At 44.1% G+C, this 21023-nt stretch carries 13 protein-coding genes and 1 riboswitch; of the genes, 6 read left to right on the forward strand and 7 right to left on the reverse strand.

The window, feature by feature from the left end:
* Positions 1-4 precede the first annotated feature (4 nt).
* From KJB35_RS24415 to KJB35_RS24435, 5 genes are all read right to left on the reverse strand, one after another.
* Positions 5-337, reverse strand: a complete 333-nt coding sequence (locus KJB35_RS24415) for a hypothetical protein (RefSeq protein WP_005381196.1) — start codon at positions 335-337, stop codon at positions 5-7.
* Complete coding sequence (gspM, locus tag KJB35_RS24420; RefSeq protein WP_238843025.1) at positions 330-980, reverse strand: type II secretion system protein GspM; 651 nt, start codon at positions 978-980, stop codon at positions 330-332. The genes KJB35_RS24415 and gspM overlap by 8 nt, the downstream gene beginning before the upstream one ends.
* Positions 977-2422, reverse strand: coding sequence for a hypothetical protein (locus KJB35_RS24425; protein ID WP_054579427.1), 1446 nt, complete (start codon positions 2420-2422; stop codon positions 977-979). Before KJB35_RS24425 ends, gspM begins: the two co-directional genes overlap by 4 nt.
* A gap of 11 nt (positions 2423-2433) precedes the next feature.
* Positions 2434-4443: an RNase E specificity factor CsrD gene (gene csrD, locus KJB35_RS24430; protein WP_191116183.1), complete on the reverse strand. Its 2010-nt coding sequence runs from the start codon at positions 4441-4443 to the stop codon at positions 2434-2436.
* Positions 4444-4685: 242 nt separating this feature from the next.
* Entirely contained in the window at positions 4686-5231 is a 546-nt protein-coding gene (locus KJB35_RS24435) for a single-stranded DNA-binding protein (RefSeq protein ID WP_054579428.1), read from the reverse strand.
* A 277-nt stretch (positions 5232-5508) separates the two neighbouring features.
* Here KJB35_RS24435 and KJB35_RS24440 point away from each other — a divergent pair, with 277 nt between their 5' ends.
* The 4 genes from KJB35_RS24440 to KJB35_RS24455 all read left to right on the forward strand — a co-directional run bounded on the left by KJB35_RS24440 (position 5509) and on the right by KJB35_RS24455 (position 12006).
* Positions 5509-6153 (forward strand): LuxR C-terminal-related transcriptional regulator, encoded by a 645-nt coding sequence (locus KJB35_RS24440; protein WP_005381237.1) that lies wholly within the window; start codon positions 5509-5511, stop codon positions 6151-6153.
* 159 nt (positions 6154-6312) lie between these two features.
* Positions 6313-7185, forward strand: a complete 873-nt coding sequence (gene galU / locus KJB35_RS24445) for a UTP--glucose-1-phosphate uridylyltransferase GalU (RefSeq protein ID WP_005381239.1) — start codon at positions 6313-6315, stop codon at positions 7183-7185.
* A 149-nt stretch (positions 7186-7334) separates the two neighbouring features.
* Positions 7335-10157 (forward strand): excinuclease ABC subunit UvrA, encoded by a 2823-nt coding sequence (gene uvrA, locus KJB35_RS24450; protein ID WP_033907424.1) that lies wholly within the window; start codon positions 7335-7337, stop codon positions 10155-10157.
* A gap of 67 nt (positions 10158-10224) precedes the next feature.
* Positions 10225-12006 carry a PglL family O-oligosaccharyltransferase gene (locus KJB35_RS24455; protein ID WP_285356180.1) on the forward strand — a complete coding sequence of 594 codons (1782 nt, stop codon included), beginning with the start codon at positions 10225-10227 and terminating at the stop codon, positions 12004-12006.
* Between the two features lie 59 nt (positions 12007-12065).
* On the opposite strand, the gene KJB35_RS24460 is transcribed toward KJB35_RS24455, so the two are convergent.
* Positions 12066-13187 (reverse strand): alanine--glyoxylate aminotransferase family protein, encoded by a 1122-nt coding sequence (locus tag KJB35_RS24460; RefSeq protein WP_033907426.1) that lies wholly within the window; start codon positions 13185-13187, stop codon positions 12066-12068.
* A 220-nt stretch (positions 13188-13407) separates the two neighbouring features.
* Positions 13408-13586: riboswitch (Lysine riboswitch) on the forward strand.
* A 101-nt stretch (positions 13587-13687) separates the two neighbouring features.
* On the opposite strand from KJB35_RS24460, the gene lysC reads away from it, so the two are divergent.
* Positions 13688-15040: a lysine-sensitive aspartokinase 3 gene (gene lysC, locus KJB35_RS24465; RefSeq protein WP_017821324.1), complete on the forward strand. Its 1353-nt coding sequence runs from the start codon at positions 13688-13690 to the stop codon at positions 15038-15040.
* 86 nt (positions 15041-15126) lie between these two features.
* Here the strand turns inward: lysC and metH are convergent, their stop codons facing one another.
* Positions 15127-18807: a methionine synthase gene (metH, locus tag KJB35_RS24470; protein WP_053306798.1), complete on the reverse strand. Its 3681-nt coding sequence runs from the start codon at positions 18805-18807 to the stop codon at positions 15127-15129.
* A gap of 191 nt (positions 18808-18998) precedes the next feature.
* Between metH and KJB35_RS24475 the strand changes: the two genes are divergently transcribed.
* Complete coding sequence (locus tag KJB35_RS24475; protein ID WP_031781147.1) at positions 18999-20330, forward strand: sodium:proton antiporter; 1332 nt, start codon at positions 18999-19001, stop codon at positions 20328-20330.
* The last annotated feature ends 693 nt before the right edge of the window (positions 20331-21023 follow it).

Below are 21023 nucleotides of genomic sequence, written 5' to 3' on the forward strand. Positions count from 1 at the left end.
GTTATTATTGTTTTACGTTTAAATCAAAAAGCTCTAGGTCCCACTGACGGTTACCACGCTTTAAAGTTACAAATTCACTATTAATGCTCGCGACGCGATAACCCTTAAATAGCTCGCCTTTTTCGACAAGTTTGTTATCCATAATCGCGATACAATCAGTACTTGGCTTACACACAATACTGTTGAGCTTAGGCAGTCGGTACCGTTTAACTTTTGGTTTCGCTGACGTTTCAACCGCTGGCTTTTCCCAACCAAGTGGGGCCGTTGGGTCCTGGTTTGCCCAAGCGGTTCCTGCCGCTGCCATAACAAGCAATGAGATGATGAGTTTGTTAACCACCAATAAACTCCTCTCTAGATCCTAGTGTGTAGACTTCTAACACAAGCTTCGCTTTCGGGTACTCTTCGACTTTATAACTAAAGCTGCGCCAGTAATAACTCGCAGGAAGGCTCTCCAATTTATTCAGATAATTAGCAATAGAAAAATAGTCACCAGTCAGTTCCATACGAACAGGATGCACGTAGTAACCAGAGTATTGCGATGCTTCTTTATCTTCCGTTATTGGCTCAGATGGCAAGGTTTGCAGAGACAAAAGGTGAATGCCACTTTGCTGCTCCAACACATTTTCAAGCAGCTCAGCCATTTGCGAAGGTGTGATAAGATGCTCGATGATCTCCGCTAATTGCATCGAAAGATGCTGACTCTCAGCTAACAGATTAGATATCGCGCGATCAATCTCAGCATTTGGATCTTTCTTAAGTTGCGCCTGAATACGTAGCGTATCGATTTCAATCTTTTGATTGGCTTGCTTTAAATTACTTAGTTGCCTCTCATTATTGGTGATCTCGTTAAGCTTTGGCTCCAATACCAGCGTAAAGAGCAACATGATCACGACAACTAAACCGCACAATGCGGTGAGCACTTTTTCACGCGTACTCATTTCGCCAAAGCGCCCTTCTAATGAGAGCCAGAATTCGTTCATTTCTCTTTATCCTCGCGCGTTTTTAGTTCAAACGTCACAATATCCTTATCATTTCGACCTATTTTGACGTCGTCAAACGTTCGACCAACCAAGCTAATTTCGTTTTTAAATTGGCTGACCCAATTTGGCACTGAGCTCGGTTTTTTCGCTAGTCCCTTCAGGTCTAAGGTATGGGTATTGATTCGAATTTCGGACAAAGAAATTTCTTGGTTTCCTAGCTTCGCTAATGATTGCATCACGCCAGAGTAACCCGTGCGCTGCGAGTCATCGTATTTCCCGACAGCTTTAAGCGAGTCTCGCTTCGCCTTGACTTCACGCTCTAAGCGGGCTTTAGCTGCCAGCTTATTATTGTCAGGTTGATGCTTACGTAGCTTGACTTGATAACGTTCAAGCTCTGACTTCATGATATCGCCTTTACTTTTTACAATAGCAATCTCATCTTCCAAACCGCTGCTCTGCCAAGTGACATAACCGTAAGAAAATAGAATTGCAGCCGCCGCAACGCCCCAAGATAACGCGATATTTTTTAGCGTCAGGAGCTCTTTTTTCGGCTTTAAGTAATCGGGATATAAGTTGACGCGTCGAGTATTTGAAGTAGCCGCAGTGTCAGCCAAAACATGTCCTGATAGCTCATGTTCTGGTGGTAATAACGGTGAAACCTTAGTACTTAAACGGTAGTTCAGAGCCTGAACAAGCTCGCTCTCATCCTCTTCATCGCAGCACACTTTCAATTGATGTAATTGCACGTGGCGTAACTGAGATGAAAGATAATCAATCGAACGTTGCAGTTCTAACGACAGACTGTCCATCTGTAAATCGCTAGACGGAACCCCCGTTAACGGTGGCGTCACACTGCGAATAGAGCGGTGGAACGCAATAGTATTTTCAACAAAAGCGCTTATACGGAAATGACCACGCACACTGCGTTGTAATAATAGGAAGTTTCCTAGTTCACCCGCAGTCTCTCCCCAAATATCGTCTTCAGGAAGAATGGCTTCTAATGGTAACTGGGCTCGGCTGGCCAGTAACACAATCTTATCCAATATTTTTCGCGATAAGACGTATGCTTGCACTTTGGTTGAATTCGGTAACTCGACCGCATCGGCAATAATGTCGATGGCACGCTCAGAGATCAGTTCTTTCAACAAAAACGGTAATGCAGCTGGCCATTCTTGACGCGGCATGACCGGTTTGTCGATTTGGTACATCTGGTAATAGTTATGAGAAAGAATAACCGTTAATGAATCATACGCACTCGCTGCAACGCTCAATGCTTGCTCAACGGCTTTTTCCCAATTGGACTCAGAAATATCAAATTGGTATGGACGACTACTTTTGATTGAAGATGATAAATAAACGGCGTCTGGCTGAATAACCAAAAAGCAGGAGCGACCACCACTAGATGATCGCTTAAGCTTGTCGAATAGTGCTTTGAAATCCATGATTATTATCTTTATTTTTTCCGCCAGCGATTTCGTCTTCCCAATTTAACTTGGGATTCTGATTGAGAATTCGGCAACGCTTGGGGACGAGGAAGAAACTGCTGCTCCGCAGAAAAGTAACGCCCTTGCCCACCATAAACCCCGAGCTCAATTAATGTGTTGAGCTCGTTCTGATTCTCAATTCCCACTGCTATAATTTTAGTTTTACTGTTTGCCGCCGCACCTAGCATACTGCGGACAAATAGCTGGTTTTCATGTCGTTGGTCGATTTTTGCTACTAAACTGCGATGAAGTTTAAGGTAACGAATGTCCACTTCTTTTAAATAGTGAGTGCTGACGATGGTACGCCCAGCCTGCCCAACCATTAAGTGGCACCCTAAACCGGCCAGCATTTTAGCGACTGGTCGCATAAAGTCTAAGTGTCTTACAAATTGTGCTTCAACAAACTCAAAACTGAGACACTTTCTCTGCTCACGTGACAACTGTAAGAGTTCATCACGAAACCATTTAAAGTACTCTCGGTTAGAAAATGGCGTTACATTCAAATTGAGCGCATACGATCTTGAGTTATCAAAATTACCCTTAAACTCTCTTAAGAATTTATTAATAACCGACTTATCCATTTGCGCTTCATAACCAACCTGTCTGATCGCAGAAATGAACCGAGACGCTTTAACAATCCCATTCTCAGGATCGCGAATCCGACATGTTAACTCTTCATATAATGATTTTTTATGCGTCGCGTCACTTATTGGGTGCACAGATTGTGCGTAGAGTATCACACTTTCAGGTGTAAGTGCTGTGTCAAATAACGTTCTCCACCTCACACTTCCGCGAGCTTCTTCATCGTGGTTCCATTTTTTGAAGCGACTCCAATTATTGTTATTTTGTAGTTGCGCACTACGCAAAGCAGTCTCGGCTTCATCAATGATTTGGCTGTGTCGCTCACCTTCTTTATAAGTGGTGATGCCAATATGGCACCAGTTGTCTGGATCAAGTGGCTCTGGCGGCATTAACTTTTCTAACTGGCGAATGCATTGCGAGGCGAGGTTAGCCACATCTTTCGCACTTTGGTGCGGTAGAAAAAGCGCAAAATCAGCATCGTAATAACGGGAAAATACAACATCTGGGTATCGTTGAACTAAATTGGACAATAAACTCCCAACTTCAACAATAAACTCATCCGTAATTTGCTTATCTTGCTCTTCTTCAACCAGTTTCCAGTCTTGAATACGCACTAGCAACACGGCGCCGCGAGCCCCACTTTCTAGTAACGCCGATTCCAACTTGCTATCAAATAACACTCGGTTAGCGGTACCGGTTAGCTTATCAAGGAAGGTTTGAGTTCGAATAAAGGTATCAAATCGGCTTCGCTCTTGACGCGCATCTTGTAACTCTTCGATTAATACATCGAGCGCTTCACTGGCGGTGTAAGGCCATTCTTTTTTGTCACCTTTGGCATACTGCTCTACCCTACCAGCCAGGATCATTCTGCCTCGCTCTTCGAGCATTTCGGAGCCTTCTAATTGTTCCTTAAGCCATGCCACGCCGCGCATTAAGCAGAAGATGATCAATATAACGGCAAGCGTGATCGACCAAAGCGCCTGCATTGAGTAGCTGTAACCTAAGTAAGGGGGAATTGCTTTAAAGTGAATCGTGTAATCTTGATTGTGAGTCAGCTGGTACTCAGCCTCAAACAAGACTGACGCTTCCATTTGATGAGAAGTATCTTTGAAGCGATAAACAACGGCGTTGTTGGTCGACAACGTCATTTCGACAATATTGGAAGCCTGCAGCATCTTCGGCATCCAGCGCTGCATAGAATAAGCGGCGTCAGGATCTTCCATCTCCTTGTCGACCACCTCTACGATCCCTTCTAAATAATGGGTGAGATATTCCTGCCCAAGACGTTTAAAAGAGAGGGTGCCACCGACAAACAAGATAAACATGGCGCAGATAACGATCATGGTGACAAAGGCCACCAGCCGTGTGCTTAACTTAAGAGTTGGGGTATACCTCATGAATACCAAATTCCTTTTTTATTCATCATATACCTTATTGAAATATTTATACTTGATAAGAGTTCATCAAACAATCGGATTAGTCTGATAGTGAGAGGCTGGAGCATAAAGAAAATCACACTCATTGATAAGTTTTATTGTTACGCCTAACCTTGCCAAGATAAGCCTGTGAGATCATTAGATTGCGACAATAAAAAAGGCCGCGATATTCGCGGCCTTTTCGATTCAAGCATAAGCAGAATTTAGAACGGGATATCGTCGTCAAAATCCATTGGTGGCTCATTGTACTGCTGCTGTGATTGCTGCGGAGCCTGTTGTTGTGGTTGCTGTTGCTGTTGCTGAGGCGCATTGTACTGCTGCTGAGCTGGCTGTTGAGGCTGACCCCATCCACCTTGCTGCTGCTGTTGACCGCCCATAGGTGCGCCGCCACCTTGAGCACGACCGCCAAGCATTTGCATCACACCATTGAAGCCTTGAACAACGACTTCAGTTGAGTAGCGATCTTGACCACTTTGATCTTGCCATTTGCGAGTTTGCAGTTGCCCTTCAATGTAAACTTGAGAGCCTTTACGCAAATACTCACCTGCTACTTCCGCAAGTTTGCCGAACAACACAACACGGTGCCATTCCGTTTTTTCGCGCTGTTCGCCAGTCGCTTTATCACGCCATGAATCAGAAGTCGCAATAGTAATGTTTGCTACTGCACCGCCATTCGGCATGTAACGAATTTCAGGGTCGTTACCTAGATTCCCCACCAAAATAACTTTGTTAATTCCACGGCTGGCCATGATGTGCTCCGTTTCACTCTGGATATATAAAATTTTAGCGCATTAGAATAGCACGCTTTAATGTTTTGATTAAAGTCTAATACCATTGTGATCTATTGAGTCATCCTCTAGAACCCAAATCGTATTTCAACTTACGTGTGTAGCATTTTTGATTCGCGTTGCAGACATCGTTTCGTGAAGCTTTGAATTCGAACGCATTTATTCAGTAAAGCGATGGTTATGGCCTCTCTTTAATGTCAGTTTATGGCTTCTATTGAACCCAGGGAGATTGGAACACGTGAGAAAGTCGGCTTACGCAAGAAAGCTATTTCTGATCAGTATGGAAGATAATGCGCAAAAAAAAGTGGCGGCACTCGAAAAGTACGTTGATATGAGCATCCCGGTGATTTCAACCGCAGCACTCATGGAAGCCAAGCCACAACACCGTAATAAAATTCTACTGATCGACTTCAGTGAACATAAATCACTTGTTCAATCGATCAAAAACTTGCCTCTTGTATGGAAAAACTTTGAAACCGTTGTATTCAACGTGCCTAAAAGACTAACCACAGATGAACTTCTTTCATTTGGTCAATTAAAAGGTGTGTTTTATTCTGAAGATACGCTAGAGCAAATTGGAGAAGGGTTAAAAGGCATTGTTAACGGTCAAAACTGGCTGCCGCGTAATGTAACCAGTCAACTTTTACACTATTACCGCAATGTCATTAATACTCATACTGCACCAGCTACGGTAGACCTAACCATTCGTGAGCTACAAGTACTGCGTTGCCTACAAGCTGGCGCCTCGAACAGTCAGATGGCCGAGGAGTTATTCGTTAGTGAATTCACCATCAAATCGCACTTGTATCAGATATTCAAAAAGCTATCCGTAAAGAACCGAGTACAGGCAATCGCCTGGGCAGACCAAAACTTAATGTCATGATGCAATGTGAGCGGCTCTGATAACTGAAATGACGAGTCGCTCATCTTTTTTCCGCACCGAGTCTCACATTTTTTCCTACTTTATTCATGATTCATTGATACCTCTCGTGTTAAAGTTATGCGCAGATTCTTGATAAAAACGAGATAGGATATTCCCCCAATGATAAAAAAATGTCTGTTCCCTGCTGCAGGCTATGGCACTCGCTTCCTACCGGCAACGAAATCTATGCCAAAAGAGATGATGCCAGTCGTGAACAAACCGCTTATTGAATACGGTGTCGAAGAAGCAATCCAAGCTGGTATGAATGGCATGTGTATTGTGACAGGTCGTGGCAAGCACTCGATCATGGACCACTTTGATAAGAACTACGAACTGGAACATCAGATTAGCGGTACCAACAAAGAAGAGCTGTTGGTAGATATCCGTGAAATCATTGAATCTGCAAACTTCACTTATATACGTCAACGCGAAATGAAAGGCTTGGGCCACGCGATTCTAACTGGACGAGAATTGGTAGGCGATGAGCCATTTGCTGTTGTTCTTGCAGATGACCTTTGTGTGAACGAGCAAGAGGGCGTACTGGCTCAGATGGTGGCACTATTTAAGCAGTTCCGCTGTTCTATCGTTGCAGTACAAGAAGTACCAGCCGAAGAAACACACAAATACGGCGTTATCTCTGGTGAAATGATCAAAGACGACATCTATCGCGTAGACGACATGGTAGAAAAACCAGAGAAAGGCACGGCGCCTAGCAACCTTGCGATCATTGGTCGCTACATCCTGACTCCCGATATTTTTGAACTGATCGAAAACACCGAACCTGGTAAAGGTGGTGAAATTCAAATCACTGACGCGCTGCTAAAACAAGCAAAAGCGGGCTGTGTATTGGCTTACAAATTCAAGGGCAAACGCTTTGACTGTGGTAGCGTTGAAGGTTACATCGAAGCAACTAACTATTGTTTTGAAAACCTGTATCTAAAAGATGAAAAAACCTCTGAGCTAGGTAAGCACGCAACACAAAAAGCAGTATAAAGCATCGTCTTAGTACGAAATTACTGTATCGAAAGCCCAACACAACGCTGGGCTTTTTACTTTACTGTTTTTTTATCCAGTAATTTTCTTTGAACATTTCTCACACTATGTAATACTTGCCCCACTTGGTTATACATAGAGCAAAAACGATGGATAAAATAGAAGTTCGCGGTGCCCGAACCCATAACCTTAAAGACATTAATCTTACAATCCCTCGCGATAAACTGATTGTCATTACTGGACTAAGTGGCTCAGGTAAATCCTCTCTCGCTTTCGATACATTGTATGCAGAAGGCCAACGACGCTACGTAGAGTCTCTCTCTGCCTACGCTCGTCAGTTTTTGTCTCTGATGGAAAAACCCGATGTCGACCACATTGAAGGGTTATCACCTGCGATTTCTATTGAACAGAAATCTACTTCTCATAACCCGCGTTCAACCGTCGGTACAATTACCGAAGTCTACGACTACTTACGTCTATTGTATGCTCGTGTGGGCGAACCCCGCTGTCCAACGCACCATGCCCCTCTTGCTGCGCAAACTATCAGCCAAATGGTGGACAAAGTCCTAGAGATGCCGGAAGGCAGCAAAATGATGCTATTGGCGCCTATTGTCAAAGAACGTAAAGGTGAGCATGTTAAAACGCTTGAGAACTTAGCGGCTCAAGGCTTTATTCGTGCGCGTATTGATGGAGAAACTTGCGATCTTTCCGATCCTCCAACCCTTGAGCTACATAAAAAGCACACCATTGAAGTGGTGGTAGACCGCTTTAAAGTTCGTCCAGACTTACAACAGCGCTTGGCCGAATCTTTCGAGACCACGCTCGAATTATCAGGCGGAATTGCGGTTGTCGCGCCAATGGATGGCGACGGTGAAGAGATTATTTTCTCCGCCAACTTCGCTTGTCCACAATGTGGTTACAGCATGCAAGAGTTAGAGCCGCGACTTTTCTCATTCAACAACCCTGCTGGTGCATGTGGCACTTGTGATGGCTTGGGTGTTCAACAATACTTCGATCCAAGCCGAGTCATTCAAGATGATTCATTAAGCTTGGCACAAGGTGCGATTCGCGGTTGGGATCAAAAGAACTACTACTACTTCCAAATGCTCACCTCATTGGCCGATCATTATGGTTTTGACCTTCATGCCCCTTTTAATTCTCTGCCAAAGAAAACGCAAGATGTCATTCTAAAGGGCTCAGGTCGTACTGAGATTGAGTTTAAATACATCAACGATCGTGGCGATATTCGCGTTAAACGCCATCCATTCGAAGGTATTCTGAATACCCTAGAACGTCGCTATCGTGATACAGAATCCAACTCTGTCCGTGAAGAGCTTGCAAAATACATCTCCACTAAATCTTGTTCAAGCTGTGGCGGTACTCGTCTACGCCTTGAAGCACGTAACGTGTTTATTGCTGATACGACACTACCTGAGATTGTTGAACTCAGCATTGCTGATGCATTGGAATTCTTCCATTCCTTGAAACTGGAAGGTCAACGCGCCCAAATCGCTGAAAAAGTGATGAAGGAAATCAACGACCGTCTGCAATTCTTAGTTAACGTCGGTTTGAACTACCTAAACTTATCACGCAGTGCTGAAACCTTATCAGGCGGTGAAGCTCAACGTATTCGTTTAGCAAGCCAAATTGGTGCAGGTCTTGTTGGTGTCATGTACGTCTTAGATGAACCGTCGATTGGCCTCCACCAGCGTGATAACGAACGACTCCTAAAAACACTGACTCATTTGCGCGATTTAGGTAATACCGTACTTGTGGTAGAACACGATGAAGATGCGATTCGCTGTGCAGATCATGTCATAGATATTGGTCCTGGTGCTGGCGTACATGGTGGTAATGTTGTTGCGGAAGGCACCATGGAAGAGATAATCGCAAATCCGAATTCTCTGACAGGTCAGTACTTAAGTGGTGTTAAAGAAATCGCAGTACCGAAAGATCGCACGCCGCGAGATCCGAAAAAAACGGTTGAGCTATTAGGCGCAACAGGTAATAACCTTAAAAACGTTAACCTTTCAATTCCTGTTGGGTTATTCAGCTGTATTACAGGAGTATCTGGCTCAGGTAAATCAACGCTGATTAATGATACTTTCTTTAAAATTGCGCATACCCAACTTAACGGAGCGACAACGGCTCAGCCTTCACCTTATAAATCGATTAAAGGTCTAGAGCACTTCGATAAAGTCATCGATATCGATCAAAGCCCAATTGGCCGTACACCTCGCTCTAACCCTGCAACCTATACGGGGATCTTTACACCAATCCGTGAACTATTTGCAGGCACACAGGAGTCGCGTTCTCGCGGTTACAAACCGGGCCGTTTTAGTTTTAACGTGCGCGGTGGTCGTTGTGAGGCCTGTCAGGGTGACGGTGTTATCAAAGTAGAAATGCACTTCCTACCAGATGTTTATGTGCCATGTGATGTGTGTAAAGGTAAACGCTACAACCGTGAAACGCTCGAAGTACGTTACAAAGGTAAAACTATTGATGAAGTGCTAGAAATGACGGTCGAAGATGCACGCACCTTCTTCGATCCAGTTCCTGCCATCGCTCGCAAACTACAAACACTGATGGATGTGGGTTTGTCGTACATACGATTGGGTCAAGCGGCAACAACACTCTCCGGTGGTGAAGCACAGCGTGTGAAACTGGCGCGAGAGCTATCCAAACGTGATACAGGAAAAACCTTGTACATTTTGGATGAACCAACAACCGGCTTGCACTTCCATGATATCCAGCAGTTGCTCACTGTACTGCACAGACTTCGCGACCACGGAAACACTGTCGTGGTGATCGAGCATAACCTGGACGTCATTAAGACTGCGGACTGGATTATCGATCTTGGTCCTGAAGGGGGTCAAGGTGGCGGCGAGATAATCGCTCAAGGCACTCCGGAAGATGTGTCGCAAATCGAGGGTTCGCACACAGCTCACTTCCTTAAGCCTATGTTGAAGTAGAAAAAACAGGTAAAGTATCGAGACCAGCAAGTGCTGGTCTTTTTTCATTCAAAACAACGCAATAACTATGGCTACTATACATGTAAGTGGAACAAAGCTTTCTCCCGAAAAAGTACAGGTTCCCCTCAATCGCAAGTTTCTCATTGCCTTGGCAACACTATTTGTGTTGGCAATGCACTTTTTCATGCCCAACCCCGGCGGTTCGGGGCTTTCACTTTCGTTCAATGCGACAACTTGGATTGCTTTTAGCTTTGCATTAGGCATTGGGTGTTACCAACTTGCGAATAATCGAGTACTACGTTACTCAAAACTAACCATCGGCTTGTTCATTAGTGCTCTTATCATGACGGTGCCCATTCTGTACCCAAATGCGAATAGCAGTTTGGCAGCCAATAAGCTCATTGGCCTGTGGTGTGGTGTCCTGTTCTTTATTGTTTTACAACAATTTCATTTCAGTAATAAACATCGCCAACGCCTATTATGGTTCATTGTCCTTGCGGTTGTTATCGAAGCCATTTTTGGTCTGACACAATATCTGTATCTCAAACCAGGCAATCCGTTTGGTTACGACACGGTGGCCAATCGTCCTTATGGTATTTTCCAACAGCCCAATGTAATGGCCAGTTTTCTTGCGACAGGGTTGGTGATTGCCAGCTATTTACTTGCACGTCAGCCCTACAAATACGATCGTAAGTTAAGCGATGTTTACCTTCTCTATGCCGTACCAGTTTTAACTTTACCACTAATTGTGGCGTTGGCTTCACGCACTGGTTGGTTAGCCTCGGTCATCGCCGTGTTGTTGGTCATTCCATACATGTACCGCTTTGCAACCAAAGGGCGCTTTATCCGCTGGGTTGTGTCACTTGTAAGTGGGCTCTTACTCTCAGTCGTTGTCATGCATCTTGCCTTTCCTGATGGAGGTGGGTTAGCCGCAGAAAAAGTAAATATGGAGTCTCCTCGAGCGTATACTTTTCCGCAAACATTAGACATGGTGATTGAAAAGCCTTTTACTGGTTATGGATATGGCAAGTTTGAATCTGAGTACATGCTGTATACGGCTCGTCAACATGCCCTTAATGAGAATTACCCAGCAGGTTTGCCTGCCATGGATCATCCGCATAACGAGCTGCTTTACTGGGGAGTAGAAGGTGGCTTACTGCCAATACTCGGCATCTTCTTAGCGATGGCACTGGTACTGTATCGAATCTATCAAGCCAAACGCGGAACTCGTCTTGCGTTGCTGGGCTTGTTTATACCTATCGTATTGCACTCACAACTGGAATACCCTTTCTACCACTCTCTCGTGCATTGGTTGATCTTCGTTATCCTACTGTACTGGGTCGATCAGCGCGTCTCTCGTTATCGACAAGTCGGCTTTAGTAATGTAACCAAAAGCTTGCTGCGTGTTTTTAGTTTGGTACTTCCCGTTGCGTTTACGTTTTACATGGTAAGCGCATTACATACGAATTATGTATTGACGAAGTTTGAGACCACTAGACCAACTAACCCTGATATTCTGAATCAAGTCAGTAACCCTGTAGTTTGGAAAGACAGGTTTGATTGGGATGTCTATAGCACGTTTTTAAACCTTGGGCTGTACCAACAAGACGCAACCTTGATTCAGCCTTATATCGATTGGTCGCTAAAAATCATCAAAGATAAGCCTCGCCCTGCATTTTATAATAATTTGATTTTGGCCTACCAAGGCTTAGATGACTCAAGTAAAGCGGAGCAAATTAGAGCTGAAGCGCAGTTTTTGTTCCCGAAGATTGATTTCAGTGACGTCAATTACCAGCCACCTTCTCAAGCAATATCTGCCTCACCAGCCCCCACTTCAGGAGCTGAGTAATAAATACCAAAAAGCGAAGGGATGACCTTCGCTTTTCTTTATCTCATTGCTGTATGATTTTATTCAGTGAGTGACTCTTCTAACGCTTTTAAGCACAGCGCAACGTTTTCAGATCGAGCGCCGTAACCCATTAAGCCAATACGCCACGCTTTACCAGCTAATGCCCCAAGGCCTGCACCAATTTCTAGGTTATAGGTTTCTAGCAAGTGAGCACGAACTTTTGCTTCATCAACTCCTTCAGGCACGTAAATCGCATTTAATTGTGGCAACCGATGGGCTTCGTCCACAACAAATTCAAAGCCTAACTTTTGTAAGCCATTTTTGAGTTTTTCATGCATCAGTTGGTGACGAGCCCAAGCGTTTTCTAATCCTTCATTTTTCAGTATCAATAAAGCTTCATGAAGCGCATACAAGCTATTAACTGGCGCCGTATGATGGTAACTACGCTTGCCTTCTCCACTCCAATACCCCAAAACTAAACTCTGATCGAGGAACCAACTCTGTACTGGTGTTGTTCTTGCTTGAATCTTTTCAATCGCGGCAGGAGAAAACGTCACTGGTGAGAGCCCAGGTACACATGACAAACATTTTTGACTACCAGAGTAAACCGCATCCAGTTGCCATTCATCCACTTTTAACGGCACACCACCAAGCGATGTCACCGCATCAACAATAGATAATGCATTATGCTGTTTCGCCAGCTTACCCAATGCTTGAGCATCACTGACTGCACCAGTTGAGGTTTCCGCATGCACAAAAGCAAGAATTTTTGTATCTGGGTGCTGTTCGAGTGCTTGCTCGACTTTATCAATGGAAACAGGCGTCCCCCATTCATCATCGACGATAACAACTTCGCCACCAGCACGGACGACATTTTCACGCATGCGTTCACCAAATACACCGTTACGGCAGACGATCACTTTGTCGCCTTTCTCGATCAAGTTTACAAAGCAGGTTTCCATCCCTGCGCTACCAGGCGCTGAAACCGCAATAGTGAACTCATTGTCAGTTTGAAAGGCATACTTCAATAGCTGCTTGAGCTCATCCATCATACCGATAAACAGAGGATCAAGGTGACCTACCGTAGGACGGCTTAGTGCTTGTAACACTTGAGGATAAATATCAGAAGGACCAGGTCCCATTAAAATACGGTGAGGCGGAATAAAGCTTTGGATCGACATGTCAGCTCCTTGATTATCTTTTATCCTGAGCATTCTAAAAGTTCTATTCAATAACATGGCTCAGGTGTAGGGTTCTTCACCCTAATAGATTTTTCCTCTATCAGCAATTAGCCGTAAGTATGGAGGTCAAACCAGTGTCACAAAATCGTTAATAAAAAACACCATAAAGGTTGAAATATTGATTGACATTAAGGCCTCAAAACCGTTCAATGTTTGAGCTTTATGTAGAAGAGGAGCGCTACCCAGGTAGATGATTTGTGGAACCGCAATTCCAACACCAATCATTGAGGGGGAGTAGTGCCGAGGTAAGTCAAAGTTGCAGGATTTGACTTGTCGGTTGAATTGGGCTGAATCCCATCAACTGTCATCAGCGCAGTCTGATGAAGGGCTTCTGAGGGTAAATTTTTCAAATAGCATTCTAAATACCTCTCTTTTTGCTCTGTTCCTTTTCTCACTAAACATTGGATGTACAATTTTTTAGGAAGTCGTGGGAGAACGCAGTGAGCGCATTTAACGTAGCTAAATTCGGTGGAACCAGTGTTGCCAACTTTGAGGCAATGAGTCGTTGCGCCACCATTATCGAAAACAATCCAAATACTCGCCTGGTCGTGAGCAGCGCTTGCTCTGGCGTCACCAACCTATTGGTAGAACTCGCCAACGGTGTTCAGGATCAAACGCACCGTACTGAGCTGCTGCAAAATCTGGCCAACATTCATGACGCCATTTTAACTCAGCTCGAAGACAGCACGAAAACTGCTGCCGAGGTGTATGGCATATTAGATACCGTAACCAGCCTGGCCGAGGCTGCATCTATCCAAGCTAGTGCGAAGTTAACCGATCATTTAGTCGCATGTGGCGAACTCATGTCGACGCATATTCTAACTCAGTTAATGTGTGAGCGAGGCATTCAAGCTGTGCGCTTTGATATCCGCGATGTGCTGCGTACTGATGACAACTTTGGTCGCGCAGAGCCAAACATTGAAGCAATTTCGACGCTTGCGCAAGATAAACTCGTACCACTTTGCCAACAATCCGTTGTTGTTACTCAAGGCTTCATAGGATCTGACGAAGCCGGTAATACAACAACACTAGGTCGAGGAGGCAGCGATTACAGCGCCGCCTTAATTGCTGAGAGCGTCAAAGCGGCAGGGTTAGAAATCTGGACTGATGTTCCGGGCATCTACACAACAGACCCGCGAATTGCGCCAAAAGCCTCACCAATTCCTGAGATCAGCTTTAGTGAAGCTTCAGAAATGGCTAACTTTGGCGCTAAAATCCTTCACCCTTCTACGCTAGTACCTGCATTGCGCCACGACATTCCGGTATTTGTGGGGTCATCGAAAGAGCCTGAAAAAGGGGGAACTTGGATTCGCCACCAAGTCGAAAGCTCACCGTTATTCCGTGCGCTAGCTTTGCGTTGTAACCAAACCATGGTAACGCTACGCAGCGCCAATATGTTCCACGCATACGGTTTCTTAGCAAAGGTCTTTGAGATCCTTGCAAAGCATAAGATCTCTGTCGATTTGATCACGACATCTGAAATCAGTGTATCGTTAACACTTGATCAAACTGATACATCTGGCGGAGCACCACAGCTGCCGCAAGCTGCACGAGAAGAGTTAGAAGAGTTATGTAAGGTAGAAGTTGAACATGACCTATGCCTCGTTGCTCTCATTGGTAACAACATGAGTGAGAGTAAAGGCTACGCGAAACAGGTTTTTGGCACGCTAGAAGATTTTAACCTACGCATGATTTGTTATGGCGCTAGCCCTCACAACTTATGCTTCTTGCTCCATGAATCGGTATCGAAACAAGCCATACAAAAACTCCACACTGAGTTGTTTGAGAAGTAAGTTCAACTCAATAAAACAAAGGGCTGCGTATCTGCAGCCCTTTGTTGTTTCATTAGTTGTTATATTTGGACGAGGTAAACATCAATTTAACCATTAATGTTTGGCCCTAACCATTTTTCAGCCTCGATCCTATCCCACCCCTTACGATCGGCGTAACTCTCTAGCTGATCTTCTTGGATCTGTGCGATCGCAAAGTAACGTGAGTCAGGATGAGAGAAGTACCAACCAGATACTGACGCACCCGGATACATTGCATAGCTGGAGGTTAGAGTCATGCCAATATTCTCTTCCACATTAAGTAGCTCCCAAAGCGGTCCTTTTTCAGTATGCTCAGGGCACGCTGGATAACCTGGTGCAGGGCGAATACCTTGGTATTTTTCACGAATGAGATCATCGTTAGATAAATCTTCATCCGCAGCATAACCCCAAATTTCTTTACGGACACGCTCATGCAAATACTCAGCAAACGCTTCGGCTAGGCGATCCGCCACCGCTTGAATCATAATTGCGTTGTAATCATCTCCCTGTGCTTTGTATTCATCAGCAAGCTCTCGTTCACCAATACCACCAGTGACAGCAAATGCCCCTATCCAATCATGCTTACCCGACTCTTTAGGTGCGATGTAGTCGGATAAACAATAGTTGAATCCTTTTGGTTTCTCGGTCTGTTGTCGCAAGTTACGTAATACTTTCACAACGTCGGTACGAGTTTCATCAGCATAAACTTCAATGTCGTCCCCCACGCTCGCAGCAGGGAATAAGCCACACATTCCACGCGCTTTTAACAGGCCTTCTCGCTCAACTCGATCAAGTATCTCGTTGGCATCTTCGAATAAACGTTTTGCTTCTTCACCAACTTCTTCATGTTGGAAAATTGTTGGATACTTACCCACAAGTGACCAAGTCATAAAGAATGGTGTCCAATCGATGTATTGACGTAATATAGCCACATCAAAATCATCGAAGATATGAATGCCAGGCTTAACAGGCACTGGAGGAGTATAAGCTTCCCAATCGATAGCAACTTTATTCGCTCGAGCAGCTTCTAATGTCACTGGTTTGGTTCTCGGTTTCTTTCGATTATGTTGATCACGTACTCGTTCGTAATCAGCTTCAAGTTTTTCAACAAATTCAGGGCGACGTTCATCAGACAGAAGAGAAGTACATACGCCCACTGCACGTGAGGCGTTGTTCACGTAAACCACTGGATGCTTGTAATTTTGCTCAATCTTAACTGCGGTATGGGCTTTTGACGTTGTTGCGCCACCGATGAGAAGAGGTAAGCTAAAGTCGAGACGCTCCATCTCTTTTGCAACATGCACCATTTCGTCTAATGAAGGTGTGATCAACCCTGATAAACCAATAATATCGACGTTCTCTTCTTGCGCTACTTTTAAGATCTTTTCGCAAGGAACCATGACACCAAGATCGATAATTTCGTAGTTATTGCACTGCAATACAACGCCAACGATATTTTTCCCGATATCATGTACATCACCTTTGACCGTCGCTAGCAAAATCTTACCGTTTGTTTGTCCCACCTGCTTTTCTGCATTGATGTAGGGCTCCAGATGCGCGACTGCTTGCTTCATCACTCGTGCAGATTTTACGACCTGAGGAAGGAACATTTTACCTTCACCAAACAAGTCTCCGACGACGTTCATCCCATCCATTAGTGGGCCTTCAATCACCTCTAATGGCTTTGAAGCGTTGACACGAGCCTCTTCGGTATCATCAACGATGAACTCAGTTATTCCTTTCACTAACGCGTGCTCTAAGCGCTTTTCAACAGGCCAAGTTCTCCACTCAAGTGCAGAGGCATCCTCCTCTTTACCTACCCCTTTGCCTGCATATTCCGCCGCGATATCTAACAATCTCTCAGTGGCGTCATCATGACGGTTAAGAACGACATCTTCCACAGCCTCACGCAATTTTTCAGGCACGTTATCGTAGATTTCTAACTGACCCGCATTCACAATCCCCATATCCATACCGTTTTTAAAACAGTGGTAGAGGAACACCGCGTGAATCGCTTCACGTACATAGTTATTGCCACGGAAAGAGAATGAGACGTTAGAAACACCACCCGAGATCATCGCGTGTGGTAAATCACGTTTGATATCGCCAACGGCTTCAATGAAATCCACCGCGTAGTTATTATGCTCCTCGATCCCCGTAGCAATGGCAAAAATGTTTGGGTCAAAAATGATGTCTTCTGGTGGAAAGCCCACTTCATCAACAAGAATTCGGTAAGCGTTGGTACAAATTTCTACTTTGCGCTCACGTGTATCTGCTTGCCCAATCTCATCAAACGCCATCACAATCACAGCCGCCCCGTAACGGCGGATCAACTTAGCTTGTTCAACGAATTTCTCTTTGCCTTCTTTGAGAGAGATCGAGTTAACAATGCCTTTGCCTTGGATGCACTTAAGACCGGCTTCAATAACCTCCCACTTGGAAGAGTCAACCATGATTGGTACTTTTGAGATTTCAGGTTCTGACGCACAAAGGTTTAAAAAGCGAACCATACAAGCTTGTGCATCCAACATGCCTTCATCCATGTTGATATCGATAATTTGAGCGCCATTTTCAACTTGTTGACGAGCCACATCGAGCGCTTCATCGTACAGTTCTTCTTTAATCAAGCGCTTAAAACGCGCAGAACCGGTTACATTCGTACGCTCACCGACATTGATAAATAAAGAGTCTTTATCAATAGCGAGTGGCTCTAGGCCAGACAAGCGACAAGCAACGGGAAGTTCAGGTAATTGACGAGGGGCGATATTTTCAACCGCGAGTGCCATTTGGCGAATGTGCTCAGGAGTTGTACCACAACACCCACCAATCAAGTTTAAAAAGCCACTTTGAGCCCACTCTTTAACATGCTTAGCCATATCTTCTGGCGACAAATCGTATTCGCCGAATGCATTCGGAAGCCCAGCATTTGGGTGAGCGGAAACAAAAGATTCTGATATACGCGAGAGCTCTTCAACATAAGGACGCAGTTCATCCGGGCCAAGTGCACAGTTCAAACCAAACGAAATCGGTTTAACATGACGTAATGAGTTGTAAAACGCTTCTGTGGTTTGACCGGATAATGTTCTACCGGAAGCATCAGTAATAGTCCCCGAGATCATCACAGGTAACTCAATACCCATCTCTTCAAACACACTTTCAACAGCAAATGAACAAGCCTTAGCGTTAAGCGTATCGAAGATGGTCTCGATAAGAATAAGGTCTGAACCACCTTTAATAAGCGCTCGAGTCGATTCAGAGTAAGCCTCAACTAACTCGTCGAAAGAAACATTTCGATATCCGGGGTCATTTACATCAGGAGAAATAGAACAAGTTCGGTTTGTCGGCCCTAAAACCCCTGCGACATAACGTGGTTTATCGGGTGTTTTTGCGGTCCATTCGTCTGCAACTTCACGTGCAAGCTTGGCAGCTGCAAAGTTAATTTCTTCACTTAGGCTTTCCATCTCGTAGTCAGCCATCGCAATGGTTGTTGCGTTAAAAGTGTTGGTCTCAAGAATATCTGCACCCGCTTCTAAATATGCAGCGTGAATTTCCTTGATAAGTTGAGGCTGACTTAGAACCAACAGGTCGTTGTTACCTTTTAGATCACAATGCCAATCCGCAAAGCGCGTTCCTCGATAGTCTTGCTCTTCAAGTTTGTACCCTTGAATCATGGTTCCCATACCACCATCAATCAAAAGAATACGTTGCTTCAATTGAGCTTCAATCTGTTGTCTTACGTTACTTCCCACAGTACAGCCTCATTCCTTTAGTTATCTTTCCATCCTATCACACAAACTTCAGGAGTCTAGACGTCTAAACGTGGAATTAATGATTATTTTATCTCCTTCTTAACTTACAAAATAATCACGAAAAAATGTTTGCTATTTAAGCAGCATCAGCCGAGAATTCCATTCATAAAATGTTACAAATAGAGAGCTCTATGTCGGTCTATCATACTTTATGTTTTCTATCCGCAGCTGCGATGCTAATTGCTTTTGTAAACAGCAAGATAGGAAAGATGCAAACCACCATTGCGATTACCGCAGGTTCAATGGTGCTTTCACTTCTAATCTTAATTGCGGGTCAAAACAACTGGTTCCATCTCACCGAAATTGCGACGGAGACGGTCACAAGGATTAACTTCGAAGATTTCTTGCTCAAAGGCATTCTTGGCTTCTTACTATTTGCTGGTGGACTAGGCATCAAACTCCCGAACCTTAAAGATCAAAAGTGGGAGATCACTGTTTTAGCCCTTGGAGCTACACTGTTTTCTACGTTCTTTATTGGATTTGCGCTGTATGGGTTTTGTCAGTTAATTGGCATCCAATTTGATTTGGTCTACTGCTTACTATTTGGTGCTCTAATATCGCCAACTGACCCAATCGCTGTATTGGCTATTGTGAAAAAACTAGATGCTCCTAAACGTATCTCCACTCAGATTGAAGGAGAATCGCTCTTCAATGATGGCTTCGGTTTGGTTATCTTCGTCACTCTATTTACGATTGCATTTGGCACTGAGGCACCAACTGTAGGTAGTGTCACCTTACTCTTCATCCAAGAAGCTATCGGTGGTATCACATATGGTTTCGTCCTCGGTTTGCTATTCCACTACTTGATCAGTGCCACCGATGATCACTCAATGGAATTGTTACTTACCATTGGTGTCCCAACAGCAGGTTACGCATTTGCTGAATACATCCATGTATCAGGCCCACTCGCGATGGTTGTATCCGGTATTATGATTGGCAACTGGACACGCTTTATTGGCTTTTCAAAAGAGAGTGAAGATCACCTTGACCATTTTTGGGAGCTTGTTGATGAGTTCTTGAATGGCGTGTTATTCCTACTGATCGGCATGTCGATGCTGCTATTTGAATTCCACAAAGAAGACTGGATCATGATGGCTATTTCAGTCCCTCTTGTACTAGCAGCTCGCTATCTAAGTGTATTTCTTTCTTACATAGGCTTTAAACGTTACAGAAAATATAATCCATGGTCAGTGCGTATTTTGACGTGGGGCGGTTTACGCGGAGGCCTAGCACTAGCGATGGCACTTTCTATTCCATCTGGTATTTGGGTGATTCAAGATAAGTTAATCGATGTAAAAGAGATTATTCTTGTAATGACCTACTCCGTCGTTGTTTTCTCTATCCTCATTCAAGGCTCAACAATCACTCCAATGATTGAAAAAGCAAAAGCAGAAGAGAAGAAGATGGAAGAGAATAACCAAGCAATAACCACTCCGGAACATACGGAGCCATTGGACTCTTAAAGACACGTAACTTAATAAATAAAAAGCAGCTACCTAGCTGCTTTTTTCATAACTAATTTTCAGACTCCCCTTCAAGGACTAATGCTCCTTATTCTTTGATATACCTTCAAATATACTAAGAATCGCTACGCTACATTTTCATAGATACTAACTATTGCCGATAGATAGTATTCATAGACGAGCCTTTTAATTTACCCATTTTCATCTGTATCACTTCTCTTCCCTTGGCAATATAGGCTCCTCGCAAACATCAAAGCTAAACTTCCACAATACTTAGCAATGAGCGAGTTTGTATTTTTATGAGAAAGAGACATTTAGGGTGATTGCGTTCAGAACCCAAACAGGTTAGCAACCTCACCAAGATAAAACTGAGCTAGCATTCAGTAGATCAAAGCCTTAACAGAAATTTAGCCCCCTCCCTCTTGATCTCAGTGAGACTAAACTTGTATTCAAAGTCATCCTATTTTCAAATTAGAAACAAGCGACACTTCAAACAATTAAACTCTGTCACATAACTAGATTTTCTAATATCGAATAAAAGGAGCTTTGGTTAGAGCTTGGTATCGGAATAAGACTAAGACTAAGGCACAGAGTTACGTGCTAGCTCGTTCACGACGTATTAAAACCATGTGAAGAGGGTAGTGTAACTCGAGATGCAAGATTTAAATATGAGAGTGGGTTTAAGGTAAGTCA

The organism is Vibrio sp. D431a (assembly GCF_030248655.1).
Classification (GTDB): domain Bacteria; phylum Pseudomonadota; class Gammaproteobacteria; order Enterobacterales; family Vibrionaceae; genus Vibrio; species Vibrio alginolyticus.